This is a genomic window from Marinobacter salexigens (assembly GCF_002806945.1).
Taxonomy (GTDB): domain Bacteria; phylum Pseudomonadota; class Gammaproteobacteria; order Pseudomonadales; family Oleiphilaceae; genus Marinobacter; species Marinobacter salexigens.
Genome location: NZ_NIHC01000006.1, coordinates 112,885 through 136,201 on the forward strand (window position 1 = coordinate 112,885; position 23,317 = coordinate 136,201).

At 52.8% G+C, this 23,317-nt stretch carries 22 protein-coding genes and 1 tRNA gene; 1 reads left to right on the forward strand and 22 read right to left on the reverse strand.

Annotation, left to right across the window (positions count from 1 at the left end; translation table 11 throughout):
• Window positions 1-19: 19 nt before the first annotated feature.
• The 19 genes from secF to CDH47_RS12860 all read right to left on the reverse strand — a co-directional run bounded on the left by secF (window position 20) and on the right by CDH47_RS12860 (window position 18,930).
• On the reverse strand, window positions 20-973 hold the full coding sequence (secF, locus tag CDH47_RS12770) for a protein translocase subunit SecF (RefSeq protein ID WP_100640287.1): 954 nt from the start codon (window positions 971-973) through the stop codon (window positions 20-22).
• A complete protein-coding gene (gene secD / locus CDH47_RS12775) occupies window positions 966-2,840 on the reverse strand; it encodes a protein translocase subunit SecD (RefSeq protein ID WP_100640288.1) in 1,875 nt (624 codons plus the stop codon). The genes secF and secD overlap by 8 nt, the downstream gene beginning before the upstream one ends.
• A 94-nt stretch (window positions 2,841-2,934) precedes the next feature.
• Window positions 2,935-3,300: a preprotein translocase subunit YajC gene (yajC, locus tag CDH47_RS12780; RefSeq protein WP_100640289.1), complete on the reverse strand. Its 366-nt coding sequence runs from the start codon at window positions 3,298-3,300 to the stop codon at window positions 2,935-2,937.
• A gap of 30 nt (window positions 3,301-3,330) precedes the next feature.
• Window positions 3,331-4,452, reverse strand: a complete 1,122-nt coding sequence (gene tgt / locus CDH47_RS12785) for a tRNA guanosine(34) transglycosylase Tgt (RefSeq protein WP_100640480.1) — start codon at window positions 4,450-4,452, stop codon at window positions 3,331-3,333.
• A gap of 14 nt (window positions 4,453-4,466) precedes the next feature.
• Window positions 4,467-5,579, reverse strand: a complete 1,113-nt coding sequence (gene queA / locus CDH47_RS12790; protein ID WP_100640290.1) for a tRNA preQ1(34) S-adenosylmethionine ribosyltransferase-isomerase QueA — start codon at window positions 5,577-5,579, stop codon at window positions 4,467-4,469.
• A 222-nt stretch (window positions 5,580-5,801) separates the two neighbouring features.
• A complete protein-coding gene (locus tag CDH47_RS12795) occupies window positions 5,802-6,449 on the reverse strand; it encodes a hypothetical protein (protein WP_100640291.1) in 648 nt (215 codons plus the stop codon).
• Window positions 6,450-6,610: 161 nt separating this feature from the next.
• Window positions 6,611-6,697, reverse strand: a tRNA-Leu gene (locus CDH47_RS12800).
• Window positions 6,698-6,778: 81 nt separating this feature from the next.
• On the reverse strand, window positions 6,779-8,020 hold the full coding sequence (gene flgL / locus CDH47_RS12805; protein WP_100640292.1) for a flagellar hook-associated protein FlgL: 1,242 nt from the start codon (window positions 8,018-8,020) through the stop codon (window positions 6,779-6,781).
• 18 nt (window positions 8,021-8,038) lie between these two features.
• Window positions 8,039-10,078 carry a flagellar hook-associated protein FlgK gene (gene flgK, locus CDH47_RS12810; RefSeq protein ID WP_100640293.1) on the reverse strand — a complete coding sequence of 680 codons (2,040 nt, stop codon included), beginning with the start codon at window positions 10,076-10,078 and terminating at the stop codon, window positions 8,039-8,041.
• A gap of 3 nt (window positions 10,079-10,081) precedes the next feature.
• On the reverse strand, window positions 10,082-11,065 hold the full coding sequence (gene flgJ, locus CDH47_RS12815) for a flagellar assembly peptidoglycan hydrolase FlgJ (RefSeq protein ID WP_100640294.1): 984 nt from the start codon (window positions 11,063-11,065) through the stop codon (window positions 10,082-10,084).
• 8 nt (window positions 11,066-11,073) lie between these two features.
• Complete coding sequence (locus tag CDH47_RS12820; RefSeq protein ID WP_100640295.1) at window positions 11,074-12,171, reverse strand: flagellar basal body P-ring protein FlgI; 1,098 nt, start codon at window positions 12,169-12,171, stop codon at window positions 11,074-11,076.
• On the reverse strand, window positions 12,168-12,869 hold the full coding sequence (gene flgH / locus CDH47_RS12825; protein ID WP_100640296.1) for a flagellar basal body L-ring protein FlgH: 702 nt from the start codon (window positions 12,867-12,869) through the stop codon (window positions 12,168-12,170). Before flgH ends, CDH47_RS12820 begins: the two co-directional genes overlap by 4 nt.
• A gap of 76 nt (window positions 12,870-12,945) precedes the next feature.
• Complete coding sequence (flgG, locus tag CDH47_RS12830) at window positions 12,946-13,734, reverse strand: flagellar basal-body rod protein FlgG (protein ID WP_100640297.1); 789 nt, start codon at window positions 13,732-13,734, stop codon at window positions 12,946-12,948.
• 90 nt (window positions 13,735-13,824) lie between these two features.
• Complete coding sequence (locus tag CDH47_RS12835; protein ID WP_100640298.1) at window positions 13,825-14,577, reverse strand: flagellar basal body rod protein FlgF; 753 nt, start codon at window positions 14,575-14,577, stop codon at window positions 13,825-13,827.
• 88 nt (window positions 14,578-14,665) lie between these two features.
• Entirely contained in the window at window positions 14,666-16,534 is a 1,869-nt protein-coding gene (locus CDH47_RS12840; RefSeq protein WP_100640299.1) for a flagellar hook-basal body complex protein, read from the reverse strand.
• Between the two features lie 26 nt (window positions 16,535-16,560).
• The gene (locus CDH47_RS12845) at window positions 16,561-17,238 is read right to left on the reverse strand and encodes a flagellar hook assembly protein FlgD (RefSeq protein WP_100640300.1); all 678 of its coding nucleotides are present in this window, start codon (window positions 17,236-17,238) and stop codon (window positions 16,561-16,563) included.
• 18 nt (window positions 17,239-17,256) lie between these two features.
• Window positions 17,257-17,706 (reverse strand): flagellar basal body rod protein FlgC, encoded by a 450-nt coding sequence (flgC, locus tag CDH47_RS12850; RefSeq protein WP_100640301.1) that lies wholly within the window; start codon window positions 17,704-17,706, stop codon window positions 17,257-17,259.
• Window positions 17,707-17,740: 34 nt separating this feature from the next.
• A complete protein-coding gene (gene flgB, locus CDH47_RS12855) occupies window positions 17,741-18,139 on the reverse strand; it encodes a flagellar basal body rod protein FlgB (RefSeq protein ID WP_100640302.1) in 399 nt (132 codons plus the stop codon).
• A 227-nt stretch (window positions 18,140-18,366) separates the two neighbouring features.
• Window positions 18,367-18,930 (reverse strand): nitroreductase family protein, encoded by a 564-nt coding sequence (locus tag CDH47_RS12860; protein WP_100640303.1) that lies wholly within the window; start codon window positions 18,928-18,930, stop codon window positions 18,367-18,369.
• A 178-nt stretch (window positions 18,931-19,108) separates the two neighbouring features.
• Here CDH47_RS12860 and CDH47_RS12865 point away from each other — a divergent pair, with 178 nt between their 5' ends.
• Window positions 19,109-20,554: an adenylate/guanylate cyclase domain-containing protein gene (locus CDH47_RS12865; RefSeq protein ID WP_100640304.1), complete on the forward strand. Its 1,446-nt coding sequence runs from the start codon at window positions 19,109-19,111 to the stop codon at window positions 20,552-20,554.
• Here CDH47_RS12865 and queF read toward each other — a convergent pair whose 3' ends face one another.
• The 3 genes from queF to CDH47_RS12880 are packed head-to-tail and all read right to left on the reverse strand — an operon-like array spanning window position 20,555 to window position 23,136.
• The gene (queF, locus tag CDH47_RS12870) at window positions 20,555-21,373 is read right to left on the reverse strand and encodes an NADPH-dependent 7-cyano-7-deazaguanine reductase QueF (protein ID WP_100640305.1); all 819 of its coding nucleotides are present in this window, start codon (window positions 21,371-21,373) and stop codon (window positions 20,555-20,557) included.
• 42 nt (window positions 21,374-21,415) lie between these two features.
• Window positions 21,416-22,189, reverse strand: coding sequence for an ABC transporter permease (locus tag CDH47_RS12875; RefSeq protein ID WP_100640306.1), 774 nt, complete (start codon window positions 22,187-22,189; stop codon window positions 21,416-21,418).
• A complete protein-coding gene (locus CDH47_RS12880) occupies window positions 22,186-23,136 on the reverse strand; it encodes an ABC transporter ATP-binding protein (RefSeq protein WP_100640307.1) in 951 nt (316 codons plus the stop codon). The genes CDH47_RS12875 and CDH47_RS12880 overlap by 4 nt, the downstream gene beginning before the upstream one ends.
• Window positions 23,137-23,317: the final 181 nt, after the last annotated feature.

The window sequence follows — 23,317 nt, forward strand, 5'->3', positions numbered from 1 at the left end:
TGACTCTTGAAGAGCAACCTCACATACGGTTAAGCCATTCCGGCGGTTCCTCAGTCTCTTCAGAACCCTCAACACCCTCTTTGGCTGGCACCATAAGGTCTTCCCTCGACACACTCATTACCATCAACAGGTTCGCTGACACGTAGATAGATGAGTAGGTACCCACAACAACACCAATGATCAAAGCCAGTGCAAAGTTATTGATCGCCTCGCCACCCAGGAAATACAGGGCCAACAGAACCACCAGGGTTGTACCCGAGGTATTTATGGTACGGGCGATGGTTTGATGGATAGACTCGTTGATGATTTCCCAAGGCTCACCCACCCGCATTTTCCGGAAGTTTTCACGAATACGGTCTGCAACAACGATAGTGTCGTTCAGCGAGTAACCGATGACCGCCAGCAACGCAGCCAGGACCGTAAGGTCGAATGTCCACTGGAATAGCGCAAAGATCCCGAGAATGATAATAACGTCGTGGGCAAGAGGAATTACAGATGCAATACCGAACTTGAACTGAAACCGCATACCCACATAGATGAGCACAACCACAAGAGCGAGAAGCAGCCCAAGACCACTATCCTCTTTAAGCTCATCACCAACCTGCGACCCTACGAACTCTGAGCCTACCAACTCCAGGTCGTTTCCTGTCGCTGCAAGAGTTGCAGTTACTTCCTGGGCCAGTTGGTCATTTCCGGATTCCGAAAGACGGACCAAAACCAAAGTATCGGCGCCAAAGTTCTGCACCACAAACTGATCATAGCCGGCCTCGGTTAAAGTGGTACGAATCTCATCCAGCTCAGGCGCCTGGGTGTATTCCAGCTCTACCGACGTACCGCCAGTAAAGTCCATGCCAAAGTTGAGACCCCGTATCCCGATAATTGCGATTGACGCCACCACCAGAATGATGGAAATTGCGGAAGCAATCTTCCGGAACCCCATAAAATCAAACGCTTGCTTCTGATGATCAGACATTGGCGAGCTTTCCTCCGATCGACAGTTTCTCGACCCTGCGGCCGCCATAAACCATATTAACGATACTCCGGCTTACCATCAGCCCCGAGAACATAGACGTCATAATCCCGATGCACAGTGTCACCGCGAAGCCTTTCACCGGGCCAGATCCCATAGCAAAGAGAATGATGGCTACAAGCAAGGTAGTGATATTGGCATCAAAGATGGATACAAAGGCACGGGAGTAACCGGAATTTATGGCAAGCTGCGGTGACACACCTGATTTGAGCTCTTCTTTTATGCGCTCAAATATCAGCACGTTTGCATCTACCGCCATACCGACGGTCAGCACGATACCGGCAATGCCCGGCAATGTGAGTGTGGCCGAGAGTATGGACATGCACGCTATCAGCAGCATCAGGTTGATGGTGAGAGCCACATTCGCCACAAGCCCGAACCCGCGGTAGTAAACCAGCATATAAAGCAGAACAAGGCCAAAACCAAGCGCAACAGACATTACGCCGGCATCAATGTTTTTCTGCCCGAGGCTAGGCCCGATGGTGCGCTCCTGCACAAAGTACATGGGCGCCGCAAGAGCGCCAGCACGAAGCAGAAGCGCCAGCTCCGACGCTTCCGGAATGGAATCCAGCCCGGTGATCCGGAAGCTACTACCCAAGGCAGACTGCACCGTCGCAAGGCTGATAATACCTTTCTCAACGATTCGCTTATCTGTCTCAACGGGCTCCCCATTCACCATTTTCGTTTCGGTTTCTGTGCGGAATTCGATAAAGAGAACCGCCATGCGCCGGCCAATAGCGTTGCGCGTAGCACGGTTCATCAGATCGCCACCCACAGAATCCATGGTAATGCTAACCTGCGGCTGACCATTCTCATCAAACGCCTGTTGAGCGTTGGCTACGTTATTACCTGTGGCAATAACGTCACGCTCAAGGCGAGCCGTACGCTGACGCTCGTCGCGGAAGCTGAACTGCTCAGTTTCGCCGGTAGCTGCATCCTGTCGCGCTTCCATACGGAATTCCAGGTTTGCTGTGGCGCCAAGAACACGCTTAGCCTGGGCAGTATCCTGAACACCAGGAAGCTCAACAATAATCCGGTCGGCACCCTGCTGCTGAACCAGCGGCTCGGCCACGCCGAGTTCGTTCACCCGGTTGCGGATGGTAGTCAGGTTTTGCTCCAGGGCATACTTGCGAATGGCGGTTACTTCACCTTCGGAAAGAGTAAGAACAATCTGGAACTCATCCCCGCTGGTTTTTTCATTCAGCAGAAACTCATTGTACTGACGCTTGATCAGATTAAAGGCCTCGGCTCGCGAATCCTCATCGCGGAAGCTCAGTACAATGTTGCGAGCACCTTCAACATCCCCTCCACGGTAGCGTATACGTTCCTCGCGAAGCTCACGTTTGATCTGCCCTGAAACCGCTTCCAGCCTCTGGCCGACGGCGGTATCCATATCCACTTCCAGCAAAAAGTGGACACCGCCACGAAGATCGAGGCCAAGTTTCATTGGCCCCGCACCCAGGCTTTTGAGCCAGGATGGCGTAGAAGGCGCCATATTCAATGCAACAAGATAGTCTCTGCCAAGAGCGGCCTGAACGGCAGGGCGGGCACGTAATTGGTCATCGGAGCTGGTTAACCGTATAAGGGCATCCCGATCCTCAAGCGTGCTACTTTTAACCTCAATGCCATCCGACTCCAGTGCTTTGACGGCTCTCTCGAGAACAGCGGAGTTCACTTCAGTACTGCTACGGGCACCCGTGATCTGTACAGCATAATCATCGGGAAACAGGTTGGGTAAAGCGTAGATAAACCCGATCACGATCGCGACCAGGATAATCAGGTTTTTCCAAAGCGGGTACTTATTCAGCATGGGATCCCTTGTAGCCGGCCCCAAAGCCGGCCTTGGTGTTTCAGCCTGGAAGGTTCAGGCCGGCAGGTATCAGAGCCGGCCAGAGAGTCCTTGCTCAGATGTCTTTGAGCGTACCTTTAGGCAGAGCAGCGGCGACAGCCACTTTCTGTACCTTTACTTCAACATTGTCGGCAATCTCAACAACAATGAAATCGTCAGCCACCTTGGTGATTTTTCCGGCTATGCCGCCAGAGGTAATTACTTCATCACCTTTATTCAAGCCAGACATAAGTGACTTGTGCTCTTTCGCACGCTTGGACTGTGGGCGCCAGATCAGAAAATAGAAAATAAGAATAAAGCCGGCAAAAAAGATAACCTGGCCCATAACACCCATGCCACCAGCAGCAGGAGCCGCCTGCGCCATTGCCAGTGCGGGCATCATTGCCATAAGGCCGGCCAAAAACAACTTGACTGATTTCATCAAAACTCTCCGTTGATTAAGCAAAAGGAATTACTCATTACCCATGGCTGGCACTGTCTCGCCGCGCAGAGCATAGAAGTCTTTTATAAAGCTCGACAATGTACCTGCTTCAATGGCCCCGCGCAATCCAGCCATCAGGTTCTGGTAGTAGCGCAGATTGTGGATTGTGTTCAACTGGGAACCCAGCATTTCTCCACACTTATCCAGATGATGCAGATAACTTCTCGAGAAATTCTTGCAGGTATAACAGTCACACCGCTCATCCAAAGGCCCGGTATCATGGCGATGCCTGGCATTTCGGATCTTTACGATTCCGGTGGATGTGAACAAGTAGCCATTACGGGCATTTCTTGTTGGCATCACGCAATCAAACATGTCGACACCGCGGCGTACCGCTTCCACGAGATCTTCGGGCCGACCGACCCCCATAAGATACCGGGGCTTATCAGCCGGCATCTTGGTTGGCAGATGGTCGAGTATGCGGATCATATCTTCTTTGGGCTCACCAACGGAAAGGCCCCCAATGGCATAGCCATCAAATCCGATATCCGTAAGACCTTCCAGTGAACGGTCGCGCAGCGCTTCATACATCCCGCCCTGCACGATTCCAAACAATGCAGAGGGGCTGTCTCCGTGGGCATCTTTGCTGCGTTTTGCCCATCGTAGTGAAAGCTCCATGGATTCCTTTGCCTGCTTCTCGGTAGCAGGGTAAGGCGTACATTCGTCAAAAATCATGACGATATCAGAGCCCAGATCACGCTGAACCTGAATCGCAATTTCCGGTGACAATTCGACCGGTGCCCCATCTACCGGGGAACGGAATGTCACCTTTTCTTCGGTAATTTTTCTCATTTCACCCAGGCTGAACACCTGAAAACCGCCAGAATCCGTGAGGATTGGCCCTTTCCACTGAGTAAAGTCATGGAGATCGCCGTGGGCTTTTATTACTTCGGTTCCTGGGCGGAGCATCAGGTGAAAGGTGTTGCCCAAAATGATTTCTGCGCCGGTTTCGTGAATATCCCGGGGCAACATGCCCTTAACCGTGCCGTAAGTGCCTACCGGCATAAACGCGGGCGTTTCAACGGTTCCACGGGGAAAAGTAAGCCTGCCTCGCCGGGCCAGACCATCTTCTCCCAATTTTTCAAAAGACATAAAGCAGGACTGGCTCACAACTTGTCTCCGGTATTGGATGGTAACGGGCTGCTGGTTTGCACGGAATCGTCGTGCGCGCCAAATAGCATGCCCCTGCTCGGCTCTTGCCCGGTAATGAACATGGCGTCGCCATAACTGAAAAACCGATAGGTTTCGGAAATTGCCTCCTGATATGCCTGCATTACATGGGTATACCCTGCAAAAGCACTGACCAGCATAATCAGCGTGGATTCCGGTAAATGAAAATTGGTAACCAGTGCATCGACGGTCTGAAATCGGTAGCCGGGATAAATAAAAATATCTGTTTCACCCTGAAAAGGCTGCAAGCGACCGCTTCGGCTTGCTGATTCCAAGGACCGTACAGACGTTGTGCCAACCGCAACCACTCGCCCACCCCGTTTGCGAGCACGATTAACCGCATCGACCGCCTCTTGGGACACATGCACAATTTCGCTGTGCATCACATGCTCATCTATATTGTCCACGCGCACCGGCTGAAACGTGCCTGCTCCCACGTGCAAGGTGACAAATGTACTTTCGACACCTCGAGTTTTCAAAACGTCTAAAACGGCCTCATCAAAATGCAGGCCTGCTGTCGGTGCGGCCACGGCACCGACTTCCTTGGCGTAAACCGTCTGGTAACGCTCCCGATCCTCTGCTTCATCAGGGCGATCAACATAAGGCGGCAGAGGCATATGCCCTATGCGCTCGAGCGTATCCAGAACCGGCTCCGGCGACTCGCTTTCAAGAAAAAACAAGGCATCGCTTCTGCCGGTCATGCGCAGCGCACTGCCGTCTTCAAGAATCACTTTCTGCCCTTCTTTCAGTGCCTTGGAGGCACGAACATGGGCAACAAGGCTACGCTCACCGGTTACACGCTCAACCAATACTTCAACTTGGCCACCCGTTTCTTTTTTGCCGAACAAACGGGCTGGAATGACACGAGTGTTGTTGAAAACAAGCAGGTCGCCTGGCTGCAGCAAATCCGGAAGATCAGTAAAAGACCGATGGGTAGTATCGCCGGTAATACCATCAAGACATAGTAAACGGGAAGCGCTGCGCTCCCTGAGAGGGTACCGGGCGATGAGCTCATCCGGGAGATCAAAGTGAAAATCGGAGACGTTCATGGACCAGACTGTTCAAGGCGCCGCATTACTGCGACTTGATTGAGGTAGCTGCAGATGCCAGTTCTGGATCGCCGCTGGTTAATTTCCGTAAGTAACTGATTTACCTAACATCACCCACTTACGGAGGCGGCGTATTATCGCATGCCCACCAGCCTGGTTACAACCGCGCAGCACCAGTAAACAACGCTGCAACGCGCTATAACCACCGAGACCTGAATACCCTTACCTAGTCTTCTTTGCGTAGGGCAAGGTCTTTTCAAGGGCCTTGACAATAACCACCCCGAAGTCCTTGGCCGCAGCATCTATGGTCTTTGGATCAACAGTGCTTGAGTAGAGCTGCCAAACAGGTTTGGCGGAGTCGGTATCAAACAGCGTTGATTTCAACGCGTATGTTGTTGTTTCTTCAAATTCAGCCGGGACAACCGTTGTCTGCATGTAAGTGGATGCGGCAAGCGGCCCAACAGATGTCACAATTGGCTGATAGTTCACCTGCTCTGGCACATATCGTGACTCGCGCTGTTTTCTCACGAGTGAAACCACCAGAACACCATCGTACTCTCCGGCTCTCGCATCTTCTGCAACCAGACTCTGTAGCCTGGTGGGATCATCCCAGGGGATCTCAGAGTTGGACACTGCAAATCGACTGGCTTTGAAATCATGCCTGTTCAATTCCGCAACGAGCTCGGCTTCAATAACTGAGCGGTTATGCTCTTTTTGCGTGACCGCAAACACCATTACGTGCTTATAGTCTTTATCAACCTCTGAGACAGCATCAATTCGCTCAACCTTGATACCCGAGCTGGCGCACCCGGCCATAAGTGCAACAATAAAAAAGCAGACATATTTCGTTATCGCCGCAGATCCTTTCATACGCTCCCTCTTGAGTCTCTGGGCCCATGGGCAGGCCCTTTCTTGTTATTAATCGCGATACTTCGGTTCGATCCAAGAGTATTGTAGAGCAGACACAAAAAAACCAGCTTTGAAGCTGGTTTTGTGTCTTTCTTCGATTCTAAAAGCCTTCGCAAAACTTTTGGTAGCGGCGGGCGGACTCGAACCGCCACTCCCGTGAAGGAAACGGATTTTGAATCCGTCGTGTCTACCAATTTCACCACGCCGCCAACGAAGAGAGGGGGAATTATACTGAGCCTGATCGTGAAATCAATACGCAGGGCCAGGAGTTTTCCCGCTGGCCCGAATATTTATAGACGATCGAACAAAGATAACTGGGATACCCGGGCAAATGACTGCTGCGCAGCCTGTAATACAAAGCTCTGGAAACTCAGATTGCTGATTGCTTCTGCATAATCCACATCCTGCAGCTGTGAGCGGATTTCATTGGTATACAACGAAGAATCCGCCAAAAAGCTTTTGGTGGACTCCACTGCGTTCATGCGCCCACCCAGCTCTGTTTGCTTGAGGATCATGCTCTCTTGGGCATTATCAAGATTTATCAGGGACTGGGCGATCAAATCATCATACTGAGCCTGGCCTTCCGGAGTGCCTTTGTCGATTGAATCCAAACCGGTGATCAGGTTTTCGATGGTTCCAAAGACGGACTGTTTCTCTCCCACCTTCAACGTAAATGTATCAGTCGTACTTGCGCTCACGCCCGATATGCTTGCCTCAATCCCGGCAACAACAAACACACCCCCATCTTCGTAATCCGCTGGTGTTACAGTTAATGGCTGCGGTGGAGTGCTATTATTATCGAAGGCCAACACCTGGGGGGTAGGCAAACTGTTGTCTACCTCAAGTGTTATGTCATTGGGGAAGCCGTTCGGAAAAGCAGCAGCCAGGTCAGCCTCATTAACCAGCTTAACGCCTGAAATGGACTCAGCAGCAGGGGTTGTTCCATCAAACTGTCCTGTCACCGCCGCCGGCACATTCACAAAAATGCCCTTGCCATTATCACTGATCGGCACGGTTACGCCGTCATCAATCTCCAGAACGCGCTGGCCTTCATCGCCATTATATTCGTACTTGCCTTGCTCATTCACCTGGAAGGCCTGCACGGAGCCCTGGAACCCGCTGAAAATGTACTCACCTGAAGCATCCCGGGTATTCCCGATATTGGCAAGCTGACCCAACCGCTCTTTCATTTCCGAGGAGATCGACTGGCGATCATTGGGAGACAATGCGCCGTTACCCGCTTGCACCGTTAACTCGCGGATGCTCTGAATAATGTCCACCGCGCTGGTCAACGCATTTTCTTCCTGTTTAAGCCGGTTATCTGCAAGGCTTACGTTGCGCTCATAGGTTTTAACCCTGGACAGCTCCTGGTCCAGCTTCAGAATACGGGCCGCTGCCACGGGATCATCCGAGGGCTTATTCACCCTCTGCCCAGTAGAGATCTGTTGGCTGGTGTTGTTCAGGCTAGTGTTCAGCTCCTGCAACCGATTAATCCCACTGGAAAACACTTGTTGTGATGAAATTCTGATCATGTCACACCACCTCGTCTGTTACCGGAATGTCTGCAACAGCGTATTGAATAGATCCTGGGCTACCGATATCACCTGTGCCGAGGCATTGTAGGCAGCCTGGTACTGAATAAGCCTGCCGGCTTCCTCATCCAGGTTCACCCCTGAAACCGACTCCCGTTGGGCCGTGGATTGTTCCAGCAGGGTTTTGCCAGCAGAAAGATCAAACTGGCTCTGGCGTGTTTTTACACCAATATCTTCAACCAAACCGGCGTAGCCTTCAGTGAAGCTCTGGCTTTTGCCGTTCAGTGTATTAGCGGTGCCCAATGCAGCCAGTAGCTCAGCGTTGCGGTTGTCTGACACGCCGTTGCTGTTGTAGTTAATCTCGAAGGTATCACCTACCGCTGGCTGCCCTGTCAGCTTGAACTGAAAGCCCTGATAATCCGCTCCTGCAGCAGGGTCGTCACTGAATACCTTATTAATGTTTCCTGGCACGTATGGTTGGTCCGGCGTTCCAACGACTGTATTTCCGGGACCTGTTACTGTGTAAGCCAAGCCATTAGGGTCATTGGGATCCGGGCCAAAAGTAATGGTCAAAGGCCCATTGGCCAGCTCTCCCGCCGTTTGAAAACCCGGCAACAACGAACCCGTAAATGGGCTGCGCACGTCCAGCATGGTGCCCTGGTCAATCTTGCCGGTGCCTACGTTCTGCTCACCGGTAGTGGCCCTTATCGGGCTGGCAAATGCCAGATCTTCCTCCCGGTTTACCTGCAGGCCTATGTTCTGTGCAGCATTTCGACTGGGCTGAATCAGGTACTTGTCGCCCGCATTGAAAGTGCCGCCCTCAATACGAATATTAAATCCGGGCATGGAGATCTCAGACTGCACCGGGTTTGGCAGGCGCCCCTGGTTGACGACCTCCCCAGTGGCTTTGTCGATTAGCTCAAAGCTACTGCCATCGCCACTAAACTGCAGTGTCCAACTTCCTGCCGGAAGTTTGGTGCTATCGGTTATCTCTACCGCCAGCTGACCATCTTTTGGTAACTGGTTGTTGGCATTGGCCACTACCCGACTTCTCTGGACGGCCAGATCATTCACATCGTTGAAAAACAACCCACCAAGGTCACCTTCCAAATCCATTCCGATTTCGTGCTGGTGGTTCACACTGGCCGCAAGTCCTATAGCAATGCGCCCCAGTTCGTCAAAAGCGGGCTTCAAAGCCTCATCATCAAACCGCCTCAAACCACCGAGCTTTCCCCCGTTGATTTGCTCGTCGATACTGACTGTGCGACCACCACTGGTGAGTGTAAATTCCAGGCGGGTAAGGTCTTCCGCGTTGTTTCTGGTACCTAGCTGGGCGGCATTGTTGCCAACCACAAGCGAGAGCCCGTTGGATAGCGAAACGTTTACCTGGCTACCCTCCGTTTCTGATACCCGTATATTCACCAGTTCAGAAAGCTGACGGAGCTTTTCGTCGCGCTGATCCAATAGCTCGTTCGGCATTTTGCCTTGTGCCAGCCCTGGGGACTGTGAAATCGCAAGGTTAAGATCCGCGATACTACTCAGCAGGGTATTCGCATCCTTTGCGCCCTGTTGCATCTGCGTCTTCACCGATTCGCGCTGCTGAATAAACTCCTGGTTCAGCGCCTGAAACCGGTTGACTACCTGTTGCGCCTCGCTCAGCACCAGTTGGCGCTGAGGAAGGGAGGCCGGGTCTTCTGCAGCGTTCTGCAGGCTGGCAAAGAAGTTATTCAGGGCGTTGTTCAACCCTGTGGTCTCACCGCCCAACAGATTATCGAGCCGGCTCAGTTCTGAATTGAGTGCTTGCTGTTCGCCTGCCAGGGTGCTGTCTTCACGTACCTGTTGCACAAGAAACTCATTCGCCAGCCTGCGAATATCCACAACACTGACGCCCTGGCCGACAGTCCCTGCTCCCGTTCGGTTACCCTGTTGGGTCTCAAACACCACTTCCTGCCGGCTATAACCAGGCGTGTTCGCGTTGGTGATGTTGTTGCCCGTAGTATTCAGAGCACTTTGGTGACCAAGGATTCCGGTCAGGCCAATGCCAATCAGTCCCGCCATAAGTTACTCCCCGGCTCCATTGCCCATCGAAAGTGTCATCAGAGAATCACGGTTCATAATCCGGTTGATTTTGTCACCGTACTGCGGGTCAGTGGCATAGCCGGCTTCCTGCAGTTTTCTTGCAAATACATCGGGCTGGTCAGCGCTTGCGAGTACATCACGGTACCTGGGGTTGGATTCCAGGAACGCCACATAGTCACGGAAGCTGGATTCGTAATCCGGATAGGCGCGAAAGTCTGCCCGCTCTTTCATGGGCACACCTTCACGGAATTCCGTGGTGGTTATGGTAACTGCGTCGCCTTGCCAGCGGTTGTCCGCCTTGATCCCGAACAGATTAAAGCTGTGCTGGTTTCCATCACCACGAATCATGTGTTTGCCCCAGCCCGTTTCCAGCGCCGCTTGTGCAACCATCAATTCGGGGCTGATACCAGTATCTGCTGCAATGGTTTGAGCAACTGGGAGCAAAGTGCTTACAAAGTGCTCGGGCGATTCAAACTGCTCTGGCAAGCTGGCAGTATTGGCAGAAGGTTCTGCAATTGTTTGCTGTGCCACCTCAGCTACTTCGTCAACCCTCTCTGGCAAGCGGGGTGAAATAACTGGCAGGCTGCGCTCATAGTCCGCTAGTGTCGCCTTGTGAGAGGCCAAGGGGTTACCCTGCTTGTCTGTTCCAGGAATATTTTTGCCCAATTGGCGCACAAGGGCATCCGCCAGCCCGGTGCCCTGCCCGCCAGCCATGGTTAGACTCAGCTGGCTATCGAACATGTCCCGATACATTTCAGATTGACTGCTATTGAGATAGTTACCCTCAGCAAACACATCCCCTGCTTTGCGCATGGATTTCAGCATTTCAGACAAAAAGATACTTTCGAACTGGCGTGCCACCTCTTCCAGAGCAGCCTGCTTGTCATCACGGGCGCTGTGTTTCAGTGCGTTCAGCCCGCTGAAATCTGTGTATACCCTGGCCTGTTGAAGCTGGTAGTCCTGCATCACATCACCTAGATAACAATAAGCTCGGCGCGCAAGGCGCCCGCCTGTTTGAGAGCTTCCAGTACTGCCATAACATCGCCCGGGGCCGCACCCACCTGGTTTACAGCCTGCACAATGTCATTGAGCGTAACCGCCGGCCCAAACTTGAACATGCGGGCCGGGTCTTCGGTAATGGCAATCTGGGTATCCTGTTCAATCGCGGTGGTACCGCCCGCAAATGGATTGGGCTGCTGGACCTGCGGGTTCTCCTGAATGGTCACCGTCAGGTTGCCGTGGGTAACGGCTGCAGGGCTAACCTTTACATTCTGCCCAACAACAATGGTGCCCGTGCGGCTGTTTATGACGACCTTTGCAGCATCTTCAGCAGGCTCCACTTCGAGGTTTTCCAGAATCGACAGAAAACTCACCCGCTGTGATGGATCGCGTGGTGCTCTTACAGAAATTGCAGTCGCATCGTGGGCATAGGCCATATCGGGGCCAAGAAACTCATTCACCACTTCAACCACGCGGCGTGCTGTAGTGAAATCCGGGCGCATCAGGTTAAAGGTAATCGTGTCGCCACGTGTGAAAGGTGAGGCAATCTCACGTTCAATGGTGGCCCCATTTGGAATACGACCAACACTGGGCACGTTCACGGTGATGCGCGAGCCATCTTGCCCCTGGGCCCCAAAACCACCCACCACCAGACTACCCTGCGCCATGGCATACACATTGCCATCCGCTCCTTTCAGGGGTGCCATCAACAAGGTTCCACCGCGCAAGCTGTCGGCATTACCAATGGAGGAAACAGTTATGTCCATTTCCTGGCCCGCTTTGGCAAAGGGCGGCAAGGTGGCGCTTACCGTAACTGCAGCCACGTTGGCCAGATTCGGGTTTACCCCATCCGGCAGAGTGATGCCGAACTGGTTCATCATGTTGCGGAAGGTCTGGTTGGTGAAAGGTGCTTTATCACCCGTACCATCCAGACCTACCACCAGGCCATAACCCACAAGCTGGTTGTTACGAACACCTTTGATACGAGCCAGATCCTTCAAGCGGTCAGCCATTACAGGGCCTGCCATGACAGCGAGCATCAGTGCTAGAACTACGCCTCGGCGTATCTTCATAACGGCCACCACTCACTGCTGAAGAACCGGGCCAGCCAGCCCATCTGGTTTGCCTGATCAAAATCACCGGTGCCGCCGTAGGCAATACGGGCATCGGCAATACGGCTGGATGCCACCACGTTGCCTGGATCAATATCCTGAGGCCGCACCAACCCGGTCAGGCGTATGTACTCATCGCCATTGGTCAGAGACAGCCATTTCTCACCACGGACCCTGAGAACGCCGTTCGGCAACACTTCAATTACCGTTACCGTAATACTGCCTGCCAGGCTGTTGCTTTGGTCTGCTTCTGCCTTTCCTTCAAAATCCCTTTCGTTCTTGATGGATGTTGCAATACCAAAATTGTTTTTGCCGAGTATATTGGGCTCCGGCAGGGAGATGTCGCTGTCCTTATTGATGCTGGTTTCAGCATTCTTACTGGCCCGCGTGGATTCTTTGAGCGTAACGGTCAGCACATCTCCCACGTTCAAGGCGACAGTGTCACCATAAAAGTTGTAGTTGCGGGAGCTCTGATAGATAGCGCCAGATTCGGGATCACGCTGCATCATGGCCTGAGCGCGCACAGGCGCATACGCAGGATCATTTGGCTCGGCCCGAGGCCGGCTCATGGCCGTACATCCCTGCAACAGGATCAGCAGCCATACCAGCAAGAAGGTTCCTGCCGGCCGGATTATCCAGGTTGATGTAGTCGGTTGCATGAGCACACTCCTCACCTCTTGCTTCGCGCCCTCCAGTGTATGGACCGGGCTTCGAAAATGTATATCTTTCAGGTCATTAGCCAATGTTGTTGGTAATGAACTGGAGCATCTGGTCCGTAGTAGAAACCACTTTCGAGTTCATCTCGTATGCACGCTGGGTGGTGATCATGTTTACCAACTCTTCAACCACTTCCACATTCGATGATTCAATTACGCCCTGCTCCAGTGTCCCCAGTCCGGCCAGCCCTGGCTCACCTTCAGCGGGGTCGCCACTGGCGTTGGTTTCTTTGAAGAGGTTGTTGCCAATTGCCTGCAGCCCCTGGGGATTTACAAAATTCACCAGAGTGATCTGGCCCAGGTTCACTGGTGCGGCCTGATCGTCAGTGATCGCCGAAACCGTGCCATCTTTACCGATGGTTACTTTCGTGGCGTTCTCAGGCACGTTGATATTAGGTTCAAGCGCGTAGCCTTCCGGAGTGACCACATCCCCATCTGCGTTCAACTGGAATTGGCCATCTCGTGTGTAAGCCGTCTGGCCATCCGGCAATGCAATTTGCAAAAAGCCCCGGCCACTAATGGCCAGATCCAGCGGCTGCTCGGTAATCTGTAAATTGCCCTGGCTAAACTGCTTGGCTGTGCCTGCTACTCGCACACCCGTACCCAGTTGCAACCCGGAAGGCAGTTCCGAATTCTGCGTGTTCATGCCGCCCGGCTGCCGGTTGATCTGGTAGAGCAAGTCCTGAAACACCGCCCTGTCCCGCTTGAAGCCAGTGGTGTTCACGTTGGCCAGGTTATTGGAAATGGTGGACATGTTTGTGTCCTGGGCGCTTAGCCCTGTTTTACTAACCCATAGAGCCGGATGCATAGTTTTACTCCTTGCCGGTAACTGGTTTGCGGCTAACATTTGCCGCTTTGAACCAGGCTGGCGTTGTTTTCACGTTGTATTCAACAGTTATCAGAGGTTCTGCAACAGCCGTGCCGCCGCCTCGGAATTCTCGTTTGCCGTGCGCATTACCTTCACTTGCATCTCGTACTGCCGGGACAACTGAAGGTTGGAAATCATCTCTTCCACAGCATTAACGTTAGAGCTTTCAAGAAAGCCTGAGGCCACTCGCATCGCCCCATCAACCGGCTCGCCGCCATCAACTTCCTGCCCTTCTTTGCGCCGGATAAAGCCGTCCAAGCCCTTTTCCAGAGCATCCCGCGGAGGGTTGACCAGTTTTAGCCGGTCCACTTCCACCAGCTGGTCCGGTGGGCCACCCACTGGCACAATGGAAACAGTGCCATCGGCACCAATCTGCACATTATCGAAAGGAGGTAAGGCTACCGGCCCGCCGTTGCCCAACACCATTTCGCCGGAACTCAGGCGCACCAGCCCGTTCACATCAATCTGCAAACTGCCGGAGCGGGTAAAAACTTCCTCACCCAGGTTGTTCTGAATGGCAAGCCAGCCATCCCCCTCCATGGCAACGTCCATCTTGCGACCGGTTTGCATCAGAGCGCCTGCAGAGAGATCGGTACCGGGGCGTTCAGACATGGCGTAGGCACGGGTAGGATAATGCTCCCCGAACACGGGCATGCTCCGGGCCTGGGCAAAATCTTTCTTGAAGCCTGTGGTGCTTACGTTGGCCAGGTTATTGGCATGGGCACGCTGGGAGAGCATATTCTGCTTCGCGCCAGACATACCGAGATAAAGTGCTTTGTCCATGGGAAAACTCCTGCCGGAATTTTGACTGTTTTCGATGTTCTTACAGTCATTCTTGCAGGAGTCATGCCATGTTCACATCAAAGCCGATTTAGCGGAGATTGATGATGGTCTGGGTGACCGCATCGGAGGTTTCAATGGTTTTTGCGTTCGCCTGATAGTTACGCTGGGCAATGATCAGGTTCACCAGTTCGGCGGAAAGATCCACGTTAGATTCTTCTACGGAGCTGGCCTTAATGCCACCAAGAGTTCCGGTATCCGGCTGACCAATAATTGGCTGACCGGATTCAAAGGTTTCAACCCAGCTGGTGTCACCCACCGGCGATAGACCGTTGGTGTTATTGAAAGCCGCAAGGGCTACCTGCCCCAGCGCCTTGGATTGACCGTTTGTGTAACGGGCAAACAACACACCCTGCTTGGACACATCAAGCCCCGAGAGCCGGCCGGTGGTATAGCCATTCTGGCGCTGATCATCAACACCAAAGGCCGCACCATACTGAGTGGTTTCACCCAGGCTAAGCACAAACGCAGACGTGGTTGGTGGCTCCGGGATAGGAGTAACCACAGTGGTGCCCAGCGGCGGTGGGCCATCAGCTCCATTGGGCTGGCCATTTTGATCCTTCGGAACCCAATCCGATACCACAATTTCACCAGAAGGATCGCCGTCAATAGACTGCAAAACACCATCCTGATCGAATCTGGCAGTAAAAGGCGTGCTATCTGTTCCCGCAACCATCTCGCCATCAATTTGCAGATAAACAGACCACTCACTTACACCAATACCATTCCCAGGTGAAGGCTCTTTCACAAAGAACTGCGTGAGTTCGTGGGAATTACCCAAGCTATCAAAGATGGATGTAGACGTAGCGTGGTTATAAGTGCGCTGATCCTGTGGGTTGAACTCATTGGTTATGCGAATCGGTGATTGGGCATAGGCATCAACAAAATTGGTACTACCCCCTGTTGATGTCAGCCCTGCAATGGTTCGTTCGCCTGTCACGTTGATATCACCGGTGGCGGAAACACTGCCGCCGGTAAAGGTGACATCCAAATTTTCGCCTTGGTTGTGGCTGATGGTTAGCACATCGTTACCAGACCCATCGTCAGCAACGGAAGCCGAAATGGCAGTATCACTTGAGCGATTGATCGCTGCACTGAGATCGGCAAGCGAACTGACAGTGCTTGTATCCAGTTGCAGAGGCGCCCCATTCACACTGAGATCAAACGTGAAACCCGCTGCGGCAACATCGGCGTCTGTGAGAGGCAGAGGCGCCGTTGTAGCGGCTGAGGCACTCAACCCCGGAACGCTAGTGAGCCTGTCTGCTGCCATGCGCGCGGTGGTAACGCCCGTCAAATCAACAGAATAGGCTGGCGTTCCATCGGAATAGGTCACATCAAACTGTTCACCGGCAATGTTTCCAAGTGATAAGGGGCCAACATCTCGCACTCGGGACTCCAGCACCGGCTGACGCGAATCCAGGTTCAGGTCCGAACGAAGATTGGTGGTGCGACGCGGCGCCAGGTTGTCGGTTTCAATCTCTAAATTGCCCCGTATCCCGGAAAGATTGCCGTCATCATCGGCCGTATAACCCTGCACCCGCATAGACTGGTTATTTACCACGAAGCCGTCTTTATCAATCGTAAACTGCCCTGCCCGTGAGTAACGGGTTTCGCCGCCACTGCTCAGGATAAAAAAGCCATCACCACTGATGGCCATATCCAGGCCGCTGTCGGTAAAGCTGATATTACCTTGCCCGAAAGACTGCTTCACATCCTGAACGCTTACACCATCACCAATAGGATTGGAGCCGCCGCTCAGGAAGCCGCTGGCATAAAGATCGCCAAACTGAACCTTACTGCCCTTGAATCCTACGGTACTGGCGTTGGCAATATTGTTGCCGGTAACGTCCAGATCTACCGCTGCAGCCCGCAGGCCACTGAGCCCCGTATTAAAAGCCATAATTCACCCCTGGTCTGACACCGGTATTAATTGATTTGCTGAACATCTGACAACGCAATGGAACCCATGCCTGCCAGATTCAAAGTAACGGACCCATTTTGCCCAAGTGACACACTGTCTACATTGGCGCTAACAAGGGTCGGAAGCTGCACACTGCCCTGGGGATAGGATCCTTCAGCCACGATCTGGTACGGGCCTGGCGGCAAGCTATTGCCGTTCCCATCCTTGCCATCCCAGCTAAATTCCTTAACTCCGGCAGAGCTGCTGCCAAGATCAATCTGCCGAACAAGTTCGCCGTTCGGGCTATGGACAGACAAGCGCAAACCCCCCGTTGAAGCCGGCACCTGGATGTTTCCGGAGATTTCCCCCTCCGCACCCAGAATTCCCACTTCGGAAGGTGCAAGCACCGTTTTGCCCACCATCGCCGAGGCTTGTAGCGCCTGTGTAGAGCGGAACTGCCCCACCACGTCTTCCACAGTGCCCGACAACTTCTGCATTTCTTCCAGCGAGCTGAACTGCGCCAGCTGGGAAATAAACTCTCCGTTGTCCTGGGGCTCTAACGGGTTCTGGTTCTTCAGCTGCGCCAGCATCAGCTCCATAAACTCGTTTTTACCGAGTTCGCCTTTGCCCTGAGCGCCGCTTTGTGGCTGGCTTCTGTAATTCGCCAGTACGTCTGAGGCTTCTGTCGCATTAACTGCACTCATGATTCAATCCCCGCCCCGTTACTGCTGACCAAGTGTCAGGATGCGCTGCATCATGGATTTCGCCGTGTTCATAATGTCCACGTTCATCTGAAAACTTCTTGAGGAAGACATCATGTCTGCCATCTCTTCCACCACGTTCACGTTGGGGTAATACACATAGCCATCTTCATTGGCGGCCGGGTGATGTGGCTCGTACCGCATTTGCAGCTCAGCATCACTTTCCACGATGCCCTCCACACGAACGCCTGCTCCAGCCACCTCTCCTGCCTGAACCCCAAAATCCTGTTGGCCCGGATTCATCATGGATTGCTGGATAGCCGAGAACACCGGCTTGCGAGCACGATAGGTTGTGTCAGTACTGGAACTTGCCGTCTCTGCGTTAGCAATGTTTGAAGCGGTGGTATTCAGCCTTAACGACTGCGCCGTCATGCCGGAACCGGCGATATCGAATATGTTGCCCAGTGACATGGTGATTCTCCTTCACAAATCGTGGAACCGCGGATTACTCGCCTTTCAGGGCTTTGGTCAGGCCGGTAAATTTACTGTTCAAAAACTGGAAACTCGCCTGGTAATCCATCGCGTTGCGCATGAACCGTGTCTGCTCTGCCTGGGCATCCACCGTGTTGCCATCTACAGAGGGCTGGTTAGGCACCCGGTACAGCAAATCTGAATCACCGCCAGCTACAGAGGTATCCATATGGCCCGCGTGGGTTTTCTCCATGCTGATACCGCTCATGCTGTCCTGGGCTTTCTGCATCATGGCCTGAAAGTCCATATCACGGGCCTTGAAGCCCGGCGTGTCGGCGTTGGCAAGATTGTTCGCCAGAATCTCAGCACGCTGAACTCTGGCTTCCAGCGCATGCTGGTGAATGCCAAGAGCTTTATCAAAAGTGATCGCCATACAACCTCCGAAATGCTGTCACCAGCGAGTTGGTGCCTTGCCGGTTTCGTTCTATGGCAGAACTAAAGCAATGCTGATGCCAGATTTCGGAAGCCCAATGAATTCGGGCATTTCAGACAGATTAAGGGGGAATACAGGGCAGGTATACTGGGAAAGGAGCGGCAACCTCTGATGAAAGCGGCAAGCTGTTTCCCCCGTCAAAGCAAAGAGGGAAACAGCCTCGGTCGTCAGGCCGGCCAGCGGGTGACAAACTCGGACAATTCAGGCCTGGGAACGGCCGGCTTGTTGGTCGATACAGTACCGGTATAAAGGAAGCCGATGATTGACTCTCCCTCTTCCAAACCAAGCCCTTTGAGAACAACAGGGTTATAGACCAGCTCACCAGTACGCCACATAACACCAAAGCCTGCATCCTGCAGGGCAAGCCCAAGATAGCTCATGCCTGCTCCCGCTGAGAGTATCTGTTCAACTTCCGGAACTTTAGGGTGTGGTTTGGGAGACGCAATTCCAACAATAATCATGGGGGAGCGATGCGCCTTGTTACGTATTATGTCCAGCTTCTTTTCGTCGGTTTTGCCTCTCAAATCAGAGTACCCGGCAGCAAGCACTTCACCCAAGGCATCAAGGCCAGCACCTTCAATCACCAGATAACGCCAGGGGCGTAACAATGCATGATCCGGAGCCCGGGACGCACACGCAAAGGCCCGGTCAAGTGTTGCGGCATCGGGAGCTGGTGCTTCCAACCGTGGCTCAGACGCTCTGTTGAGCAAAAAGTCAGTGACTGAACTCATATCAATAATTTTCCGATAACTGAATCATGGCCAATCGGCCTTCAAACCGGGCCAGTGAATTGTGGGTTATACGTAATACTGCTAACCTTTAGTCGTACTACCAAGCACTATTCCCGAACATGTCTTACAAACTACAAATGAATTTACACGGTTCCTGCACCATGAGTGATCAGCGTACATGATGAGTGCTCCGGCAGATCTTCGCAATGCCAGCAATAGCCTGGTTAAATCCGCCACTTCTGAGGCTCAGAACAGGCCGATAGCTATCCCCCCAATGCCCGACTATAGCGGGCGCGTGCTTGCGTACACAGCAACCGCAATCGTTATTGTTATTGGTGTCTGGCAGGGCGTATTCCAAACATGGCATTTATGGCTGGTTGGTGGAGCTTTGCTTTGGCCTCACCTGGCACACCTCATATCCCGGCACACTTTTTTGAAAGACTCCCCACGCATTCGCCAAAGAATGCTTACAATCGATTGTGTAATTGGGGGCGGTTTTGTCGGCTGCATAGGGCTGGTTGCCATTCCATCGGCTATGGCTGTACTTATGATGATGTTCAGCGCTCTCATCATTGGTGGAATTCGTCAGTGGCTTATTGGCTGCGTGTTTATGACAGCCTCTGCCCTCGCATTTCTGGCTGTTCTCGGCCCTGCTGAATCGTTCCAGTCGCCCTTGATCACCAGCATGTTCGCAATAGTAACCACAGGTTTTTACATCTGCGTAACCGCATTCTATTCCCACCAGCAAGCCCGCGCCCTTATGCTGGCAAAAACCCAAATACAAAACCAGCGCGAACAGTCCATCGCCCTCTCCCACAAGCTATCCAAATACCTCTCTCCCCAGGTGTGGCAATCCATTTTTACCGGAGAAAGAGATGTTCGCCTGGAAACCCAGCGTAAAAAGCTCGCCGTATTTTTCTCCGACATAAAAGGCTTTACCGAACTTTCGGAAGAAATGGAGCCGGAAGCGCTTACTGAGCTGCTGAACCACTACTTCAACGGCATGTCTGAAGTTGCCCTGAAGTATGGCGGCACTATCGATAAATTCGTGGGCGACTCCATCATGATTTTCTTTGGCGACCCTACCAGTCGTGGCCCGCGAGAAGATGCCTTCGCCTGCGTATCTATGGCCCTCGACATGCGCAATCACATGAAAATCCTGCGCCAGAAGTGGCGCAGCCAAGGCATAAAGTCGCCACTCGAAATTCGCATGGGAATAAGCACCGGCTACACAACTGTAGGTAATTTCGGAGCTGAAAACCGCATGGATTACACCATCATCGGCAAGGAAGTGAATCTTGCCAGCCGGCTTGAATCTCTGGCGGAGCCGGGCGAAATTCTTGTCTCCTACGAGACTTTCTCACTGATCAAAGACCGCATAATGTGCCGTGACAAGGGCGAAATCACCGTGAAGGGTTTCGGCCGGCCCGTCCCCATTTATGAAGTGGTGGATTTCCGCAGGGATATGGGCCCAAACCGCAGCTTTATGGAGCATGAGCACAGCGGCTTTGCCATGTACCTTGATTCAGAAAAAATCACTAGCAAAGAACGGCAGAGCATCCTCATTGCACTGGAAACTGCCGCAGATCGCCTGCGGCACGAAGCAGACAGCACTCAGAACTGATTACTGGCGAATCAACCTTGGACCAACCTGCTCTTCCGGTTCAGTGCTGCGCCAGGGGTTGATATCAAGACCACCCCGGCGAGTATAGCGGGCACAGACAGTCAGGCTCTGAGGCTTGCACCGGCTTAGCAGATCTGTGAACAAGGTTTCTACACAGTGCTCATGGAAATCCTGCTTTTGCCTGAAACTCACGATGTAACGCAGCAACCCCGCGCGATCGATAGCCGGCCCGGTGTAGCTCACCAGCACCGACCCCCAATCAGGCTGACCAGTCACTGGGCAATTACTCTTCAGCAGGTGTGAGCACAGCTTCTCGGTAACCACAGGCCCGGATGCAAGGAGCGACTCTGGCGCATAGTCATACACCACATTCTCAACCGGCTCGTTATCAATCAGCTCATACCCCGATGGGCGCCCGGTGGCTGTATCTGATTCATCGACACTTAGAAATTTTACGCTGACTGCCGCGCCGCAGGCACTGGATAAATCCCCCGTCACCGTTTCCACAACCTGATCCACGGAGGAGAACACCGTTTGATTCAAGGAGTTCAAATACAGCTTGAGCGACTTGGACTCAACGAGTGATGGAGACGCAGCAGGAAACCGGATTTCCGCCCAGGCAACCTCAGGAATGCCGCCCGGGCGCAGCCAGGAGATTTCCCAGGCTTGCCAAAGGTCCTCTCCGAACCAGGGCCAACGCCCATCTTCAAGCCCAATGCGGCGGCGATTTTCCTCCCGCGCTACCGGGAAAAGCAAGGATGGGTCGTAGCGATCCGGATACTCACTGGTTTTGCCAAGTGGCGCATTATCAAGAGCCATAGAGCTTCCTAAAATAACGGTTTGCGGAATGCGATTCAGGTATCAGTGCCGTATGCCCTTACCACGCGCCAGTAACTTAAGCGCAATAAAGGAAAGCACAACAATAAAGGCCAGGATCATACCCAGAGATACAAAAGGATTCACATCAGAAACACCCAGTATGCCAAACCGGAAGCCGTTCACCATGTACAGAATCGGGTTTGCCATGGAAACGCCCTGCCAGAAATCCGGCAGCATATCGATACTGTAAAACACTCCGCCAAGGTAAGTCAGGGGCGTTAGAACAAAGGTGGGAACAATGGAAACGTCATCAAACTTGGTCGCCAGCAATGCGTTAATAAAGCCGCCCACCGCAAACAATGCAGATGTCAGAATTACCGTCACAACTACCATAGGCAAGTTGTGGATTTTTAACTGGGTAAAGGCCAACGACAACAGGGTGACAATCACGCCGATTCCCAGCCCACGCGCCATGCCTCCGGTCACATACCCCGCCAATATCACCCAATTAGGCACGGGCGATACCAACAGCTCTTCAACACTGCGCTGAAACTTCATGGAGAAAAACGACGACACTACGTTCGCATAGGAGTTGGTAATAACGGCCATCATGATGAGCCCGGGCACGATGAACGACATATAGTCGAAACCGCCCATCTCGCCAATTCTGGAGCCGATCAAATTGCCAAAAATAATAAAATAGAGTGTCATGGTGACCGCAGGCGGCAACAAAGTCTGGGGCCAGATGCGGGTAAAGCGGCGGATTTCCCGCAATACAATTGTGCTATAGGCGGTAAAAAGAGCCTGAGCATTCATGCCCTGCCCTCCGTCTTTTCTGCCCTGCTTGGCGCATTTTGTTCCACCATGCGGATAAACAACTCTTCCAATCGGTTTGCCTTGGTGCGCATACTGACTACTTGTATGTTTTGCTGTTCCAGCTGCATAAACACATCATTGAGTGCCTGCCCTTTATGCACATCCACCTCCAGTACATTCTCGTCGTCTAACCGGCAGGTGAAGCCTTCCAGCTCTGGCGCTTCTTCCAAGGCCACCCTGGTATCCAGTAAAAAGGTTTCCAGGCTCAGCTGCTGAAGCAATTCCCGCTTACTGGTGTTCCTCACAATGCGACCGTGATCAATAATGGCAATGTTCCGGCACAAAGCTTCTGCTTCTTCAAGGTAGTGCGTGGTCAATATGATGGTCGTGCCCTGGCGGTTCATTTCCTCAAGAAAGGACCACATGGAACGCCTCAATTCAATATCCACACCCGCCGTAGGCTCATCCAGAATCAGCAGCTTGGGCTCATGAACCAAGGCACGGGCAATCATCAGCCGGCGTTTCATACCCCCGGACAGCATGCGCGCCGGTGTATTTCGCTTGTCCCAGAGCCCGAGTTTTTTCAGGTACTTTTCAGCGGAAACCGCCGCTTTCTTTAAAGGTATGCCGTAATACCCAGCTTGAATGGTGACAATATCAAACACCTTTTCAAACTGGTTGAAGTTGAACTCCTGAGGCACTACCCCTAGGTGCAGCTTGGCGTCAGAAAGGTGGGTATCAATATCGTAGCCAAACACACTTACCTTGCCAGCGCTTTTAGTCACCAGTGAACACACAATGCCCAGCGTGGTGGATTTTCCGGCGCCATTTGGTCCCAGCAGCGCAAAGAAATCTCCCTGAGCCACCTGCAGATCGATTCCTTTGAGCGCTTCGAATCCGCTGTCGTAGGTTTTGGTAAGCCCCTCAATTTTCAGAGCATGAGTCATAGAAGGTTCCGATTAAAAATGAGCATTGTTCAGGGGACTAACATTGATTGAGGCATATCTCTTATTTTTCAAGGCCGGCATGGGCTCATTCCAACCATCGCGAAATCTGCAAACTGCGACAGGTATCCCGATATGCCCCGGTTTGCCTCCCTATAATGCGGTTACAACAACTTACAGTCGG

Coding starts and splice junctions, on each gene's coding strand:
- CDH47_RS12875 (WP_100640306.1), bottom strand. CDS start 22,189: ATGAATGCTCAGGCTCTTTTTACCGCCTATAGCACAATTGTATTGCGG.
- CDH47_RS12840 (WP_100640299.1), bottom strand. CDS start 16,534: ATGGCTTTTAATACGGGGCTCAGTGGCCTGCGGGCTGCAGCGGTAGAT.
- tgt (WP_100640480.1), bottom strand. CDS start 4,452: ATGTCTTTTGAAAAATTGGGAGAAGATGGTCTGGCCCGGCGAGGCAGG.
- flgL (WP_100640292.1), bottom strand. CDS start 8,020: ATGATCAGAATTTCATCACAACAAGTGTTTTCCAGTGGGATTAATCGG.
- CDH47_RS12795 (WP_100640291.1), bottom strand. CDS start 6,449: ATGAAAGGATCTGCGGCGATAACGAAATATGTCTGCTTTTTTATTGTT.
- flgG (WP_100640297.1), bottom strand. CDS start 13,734: ATGCATCCGGCTCTATGGGTTAGTAAAACAGGGCTAAGCGCCCAGGAC.
- CDH47_RS12865 (WP_100640304.1), top strand. CDS start 19,109: ATGATGAGTGCTCCGGCAGATCTTCGCAATGCCAGCAATAGCCTGGTT.
- yajC (WP_100640289.1), bottom strand. CDS start 3,300: ATGAAATCAGTCAAGTTGTTTTTGGCCGGCCTTATGGCAATGATGCCC.
- CDH47_RS12880 (WP_100640307.1), bottom strand. CDS start 23,136: ATGACTCATGCTCTGAAAATTGAGGGGCTTACCAAAACCTACGACAGC.
- flgB (WP_100640302.1), bottom strand. CDS start 18,139: ATGGCGATCACTTTTGATAAAGCTCTTGGCATTCACCAGCATGCGCTG.
- CDH47_RS12860 (WP_100640303.1), bottom strand. CDS start 18,930: ATGAGTTCAGTCACTGACTTTTTGCTCAACAGAGCGTCTGAGCCACGG.
- flgJ (WP_100640294.1), bottom strand. CDS start 11,065: ATGCAGGACTACCAGCTTCAACAGGCCAGGGTATACACAGATTTCAGC.
- flgK (WP_100640293.1), bottom strand. CDS start 10,078: ATGGCGGGACTGATTGGCATTGGCCTGACCGGAATCCTTGGTCACCAA.
- queA (WP_100640290.1), bottom strand. CDS start 5,579: ATGAACGTCTCCGATTTTCACTTTGATCTCCCGGATGAGCTCATCGCC.
- queF (WP_100640305.1), bottom strand. CDS start 21,373: ATGGCTCTTGATAATGCGCCACTTGGCAAAACCAGTGAGTATCCGGAT.
- CDH47_RS12835 (WP_100640298.1), bottom strand. CDS start 14,577: ATGGACAAAGCACTTTATCTCGGTATGTCTGGCGCGAAGCAGAATATG.
- flgC (WP_100640301.1), bottom strand. CDS start 17,706: ATGTCACTGGGCAACATATTCGATATCGCCGGTTCCGGCATGACGGCG.
- secF (WP_100640287.1), bottom strand. CDS start 973: ATGTCTGATCATCAGAAGCAAGCGTTTGATTTTATGGGGTTCCGGAAG.
- CDH47_RS12845 (WP_100640300.1), bottom strand. CDS start 17,238: ATGAGTGCAGTTAATGCGACAGAAGCCTCAGACGTACTGGCGAATTAC.
- flgH (WP_100640296.1), bottom strand. CDS start 12,869: ATGCAACCGACTACATCAACCTGGATAATCCGGCCGGCAGGAACCTTC.
- secD (WP_100640288.1), bottom strand. CDS start 2,840: ATGCTGAATAAGTACCCGCTTTGGAAAAACCTGATTATCCTGGTCGCG.
- CDH47_RS12820 (WP_100640295.1), bottom strand. CDS start 12,171: ATGAAGATACGCCGAGGCGTAGTTCTAGCACTGATGCTCGCTGTCATG.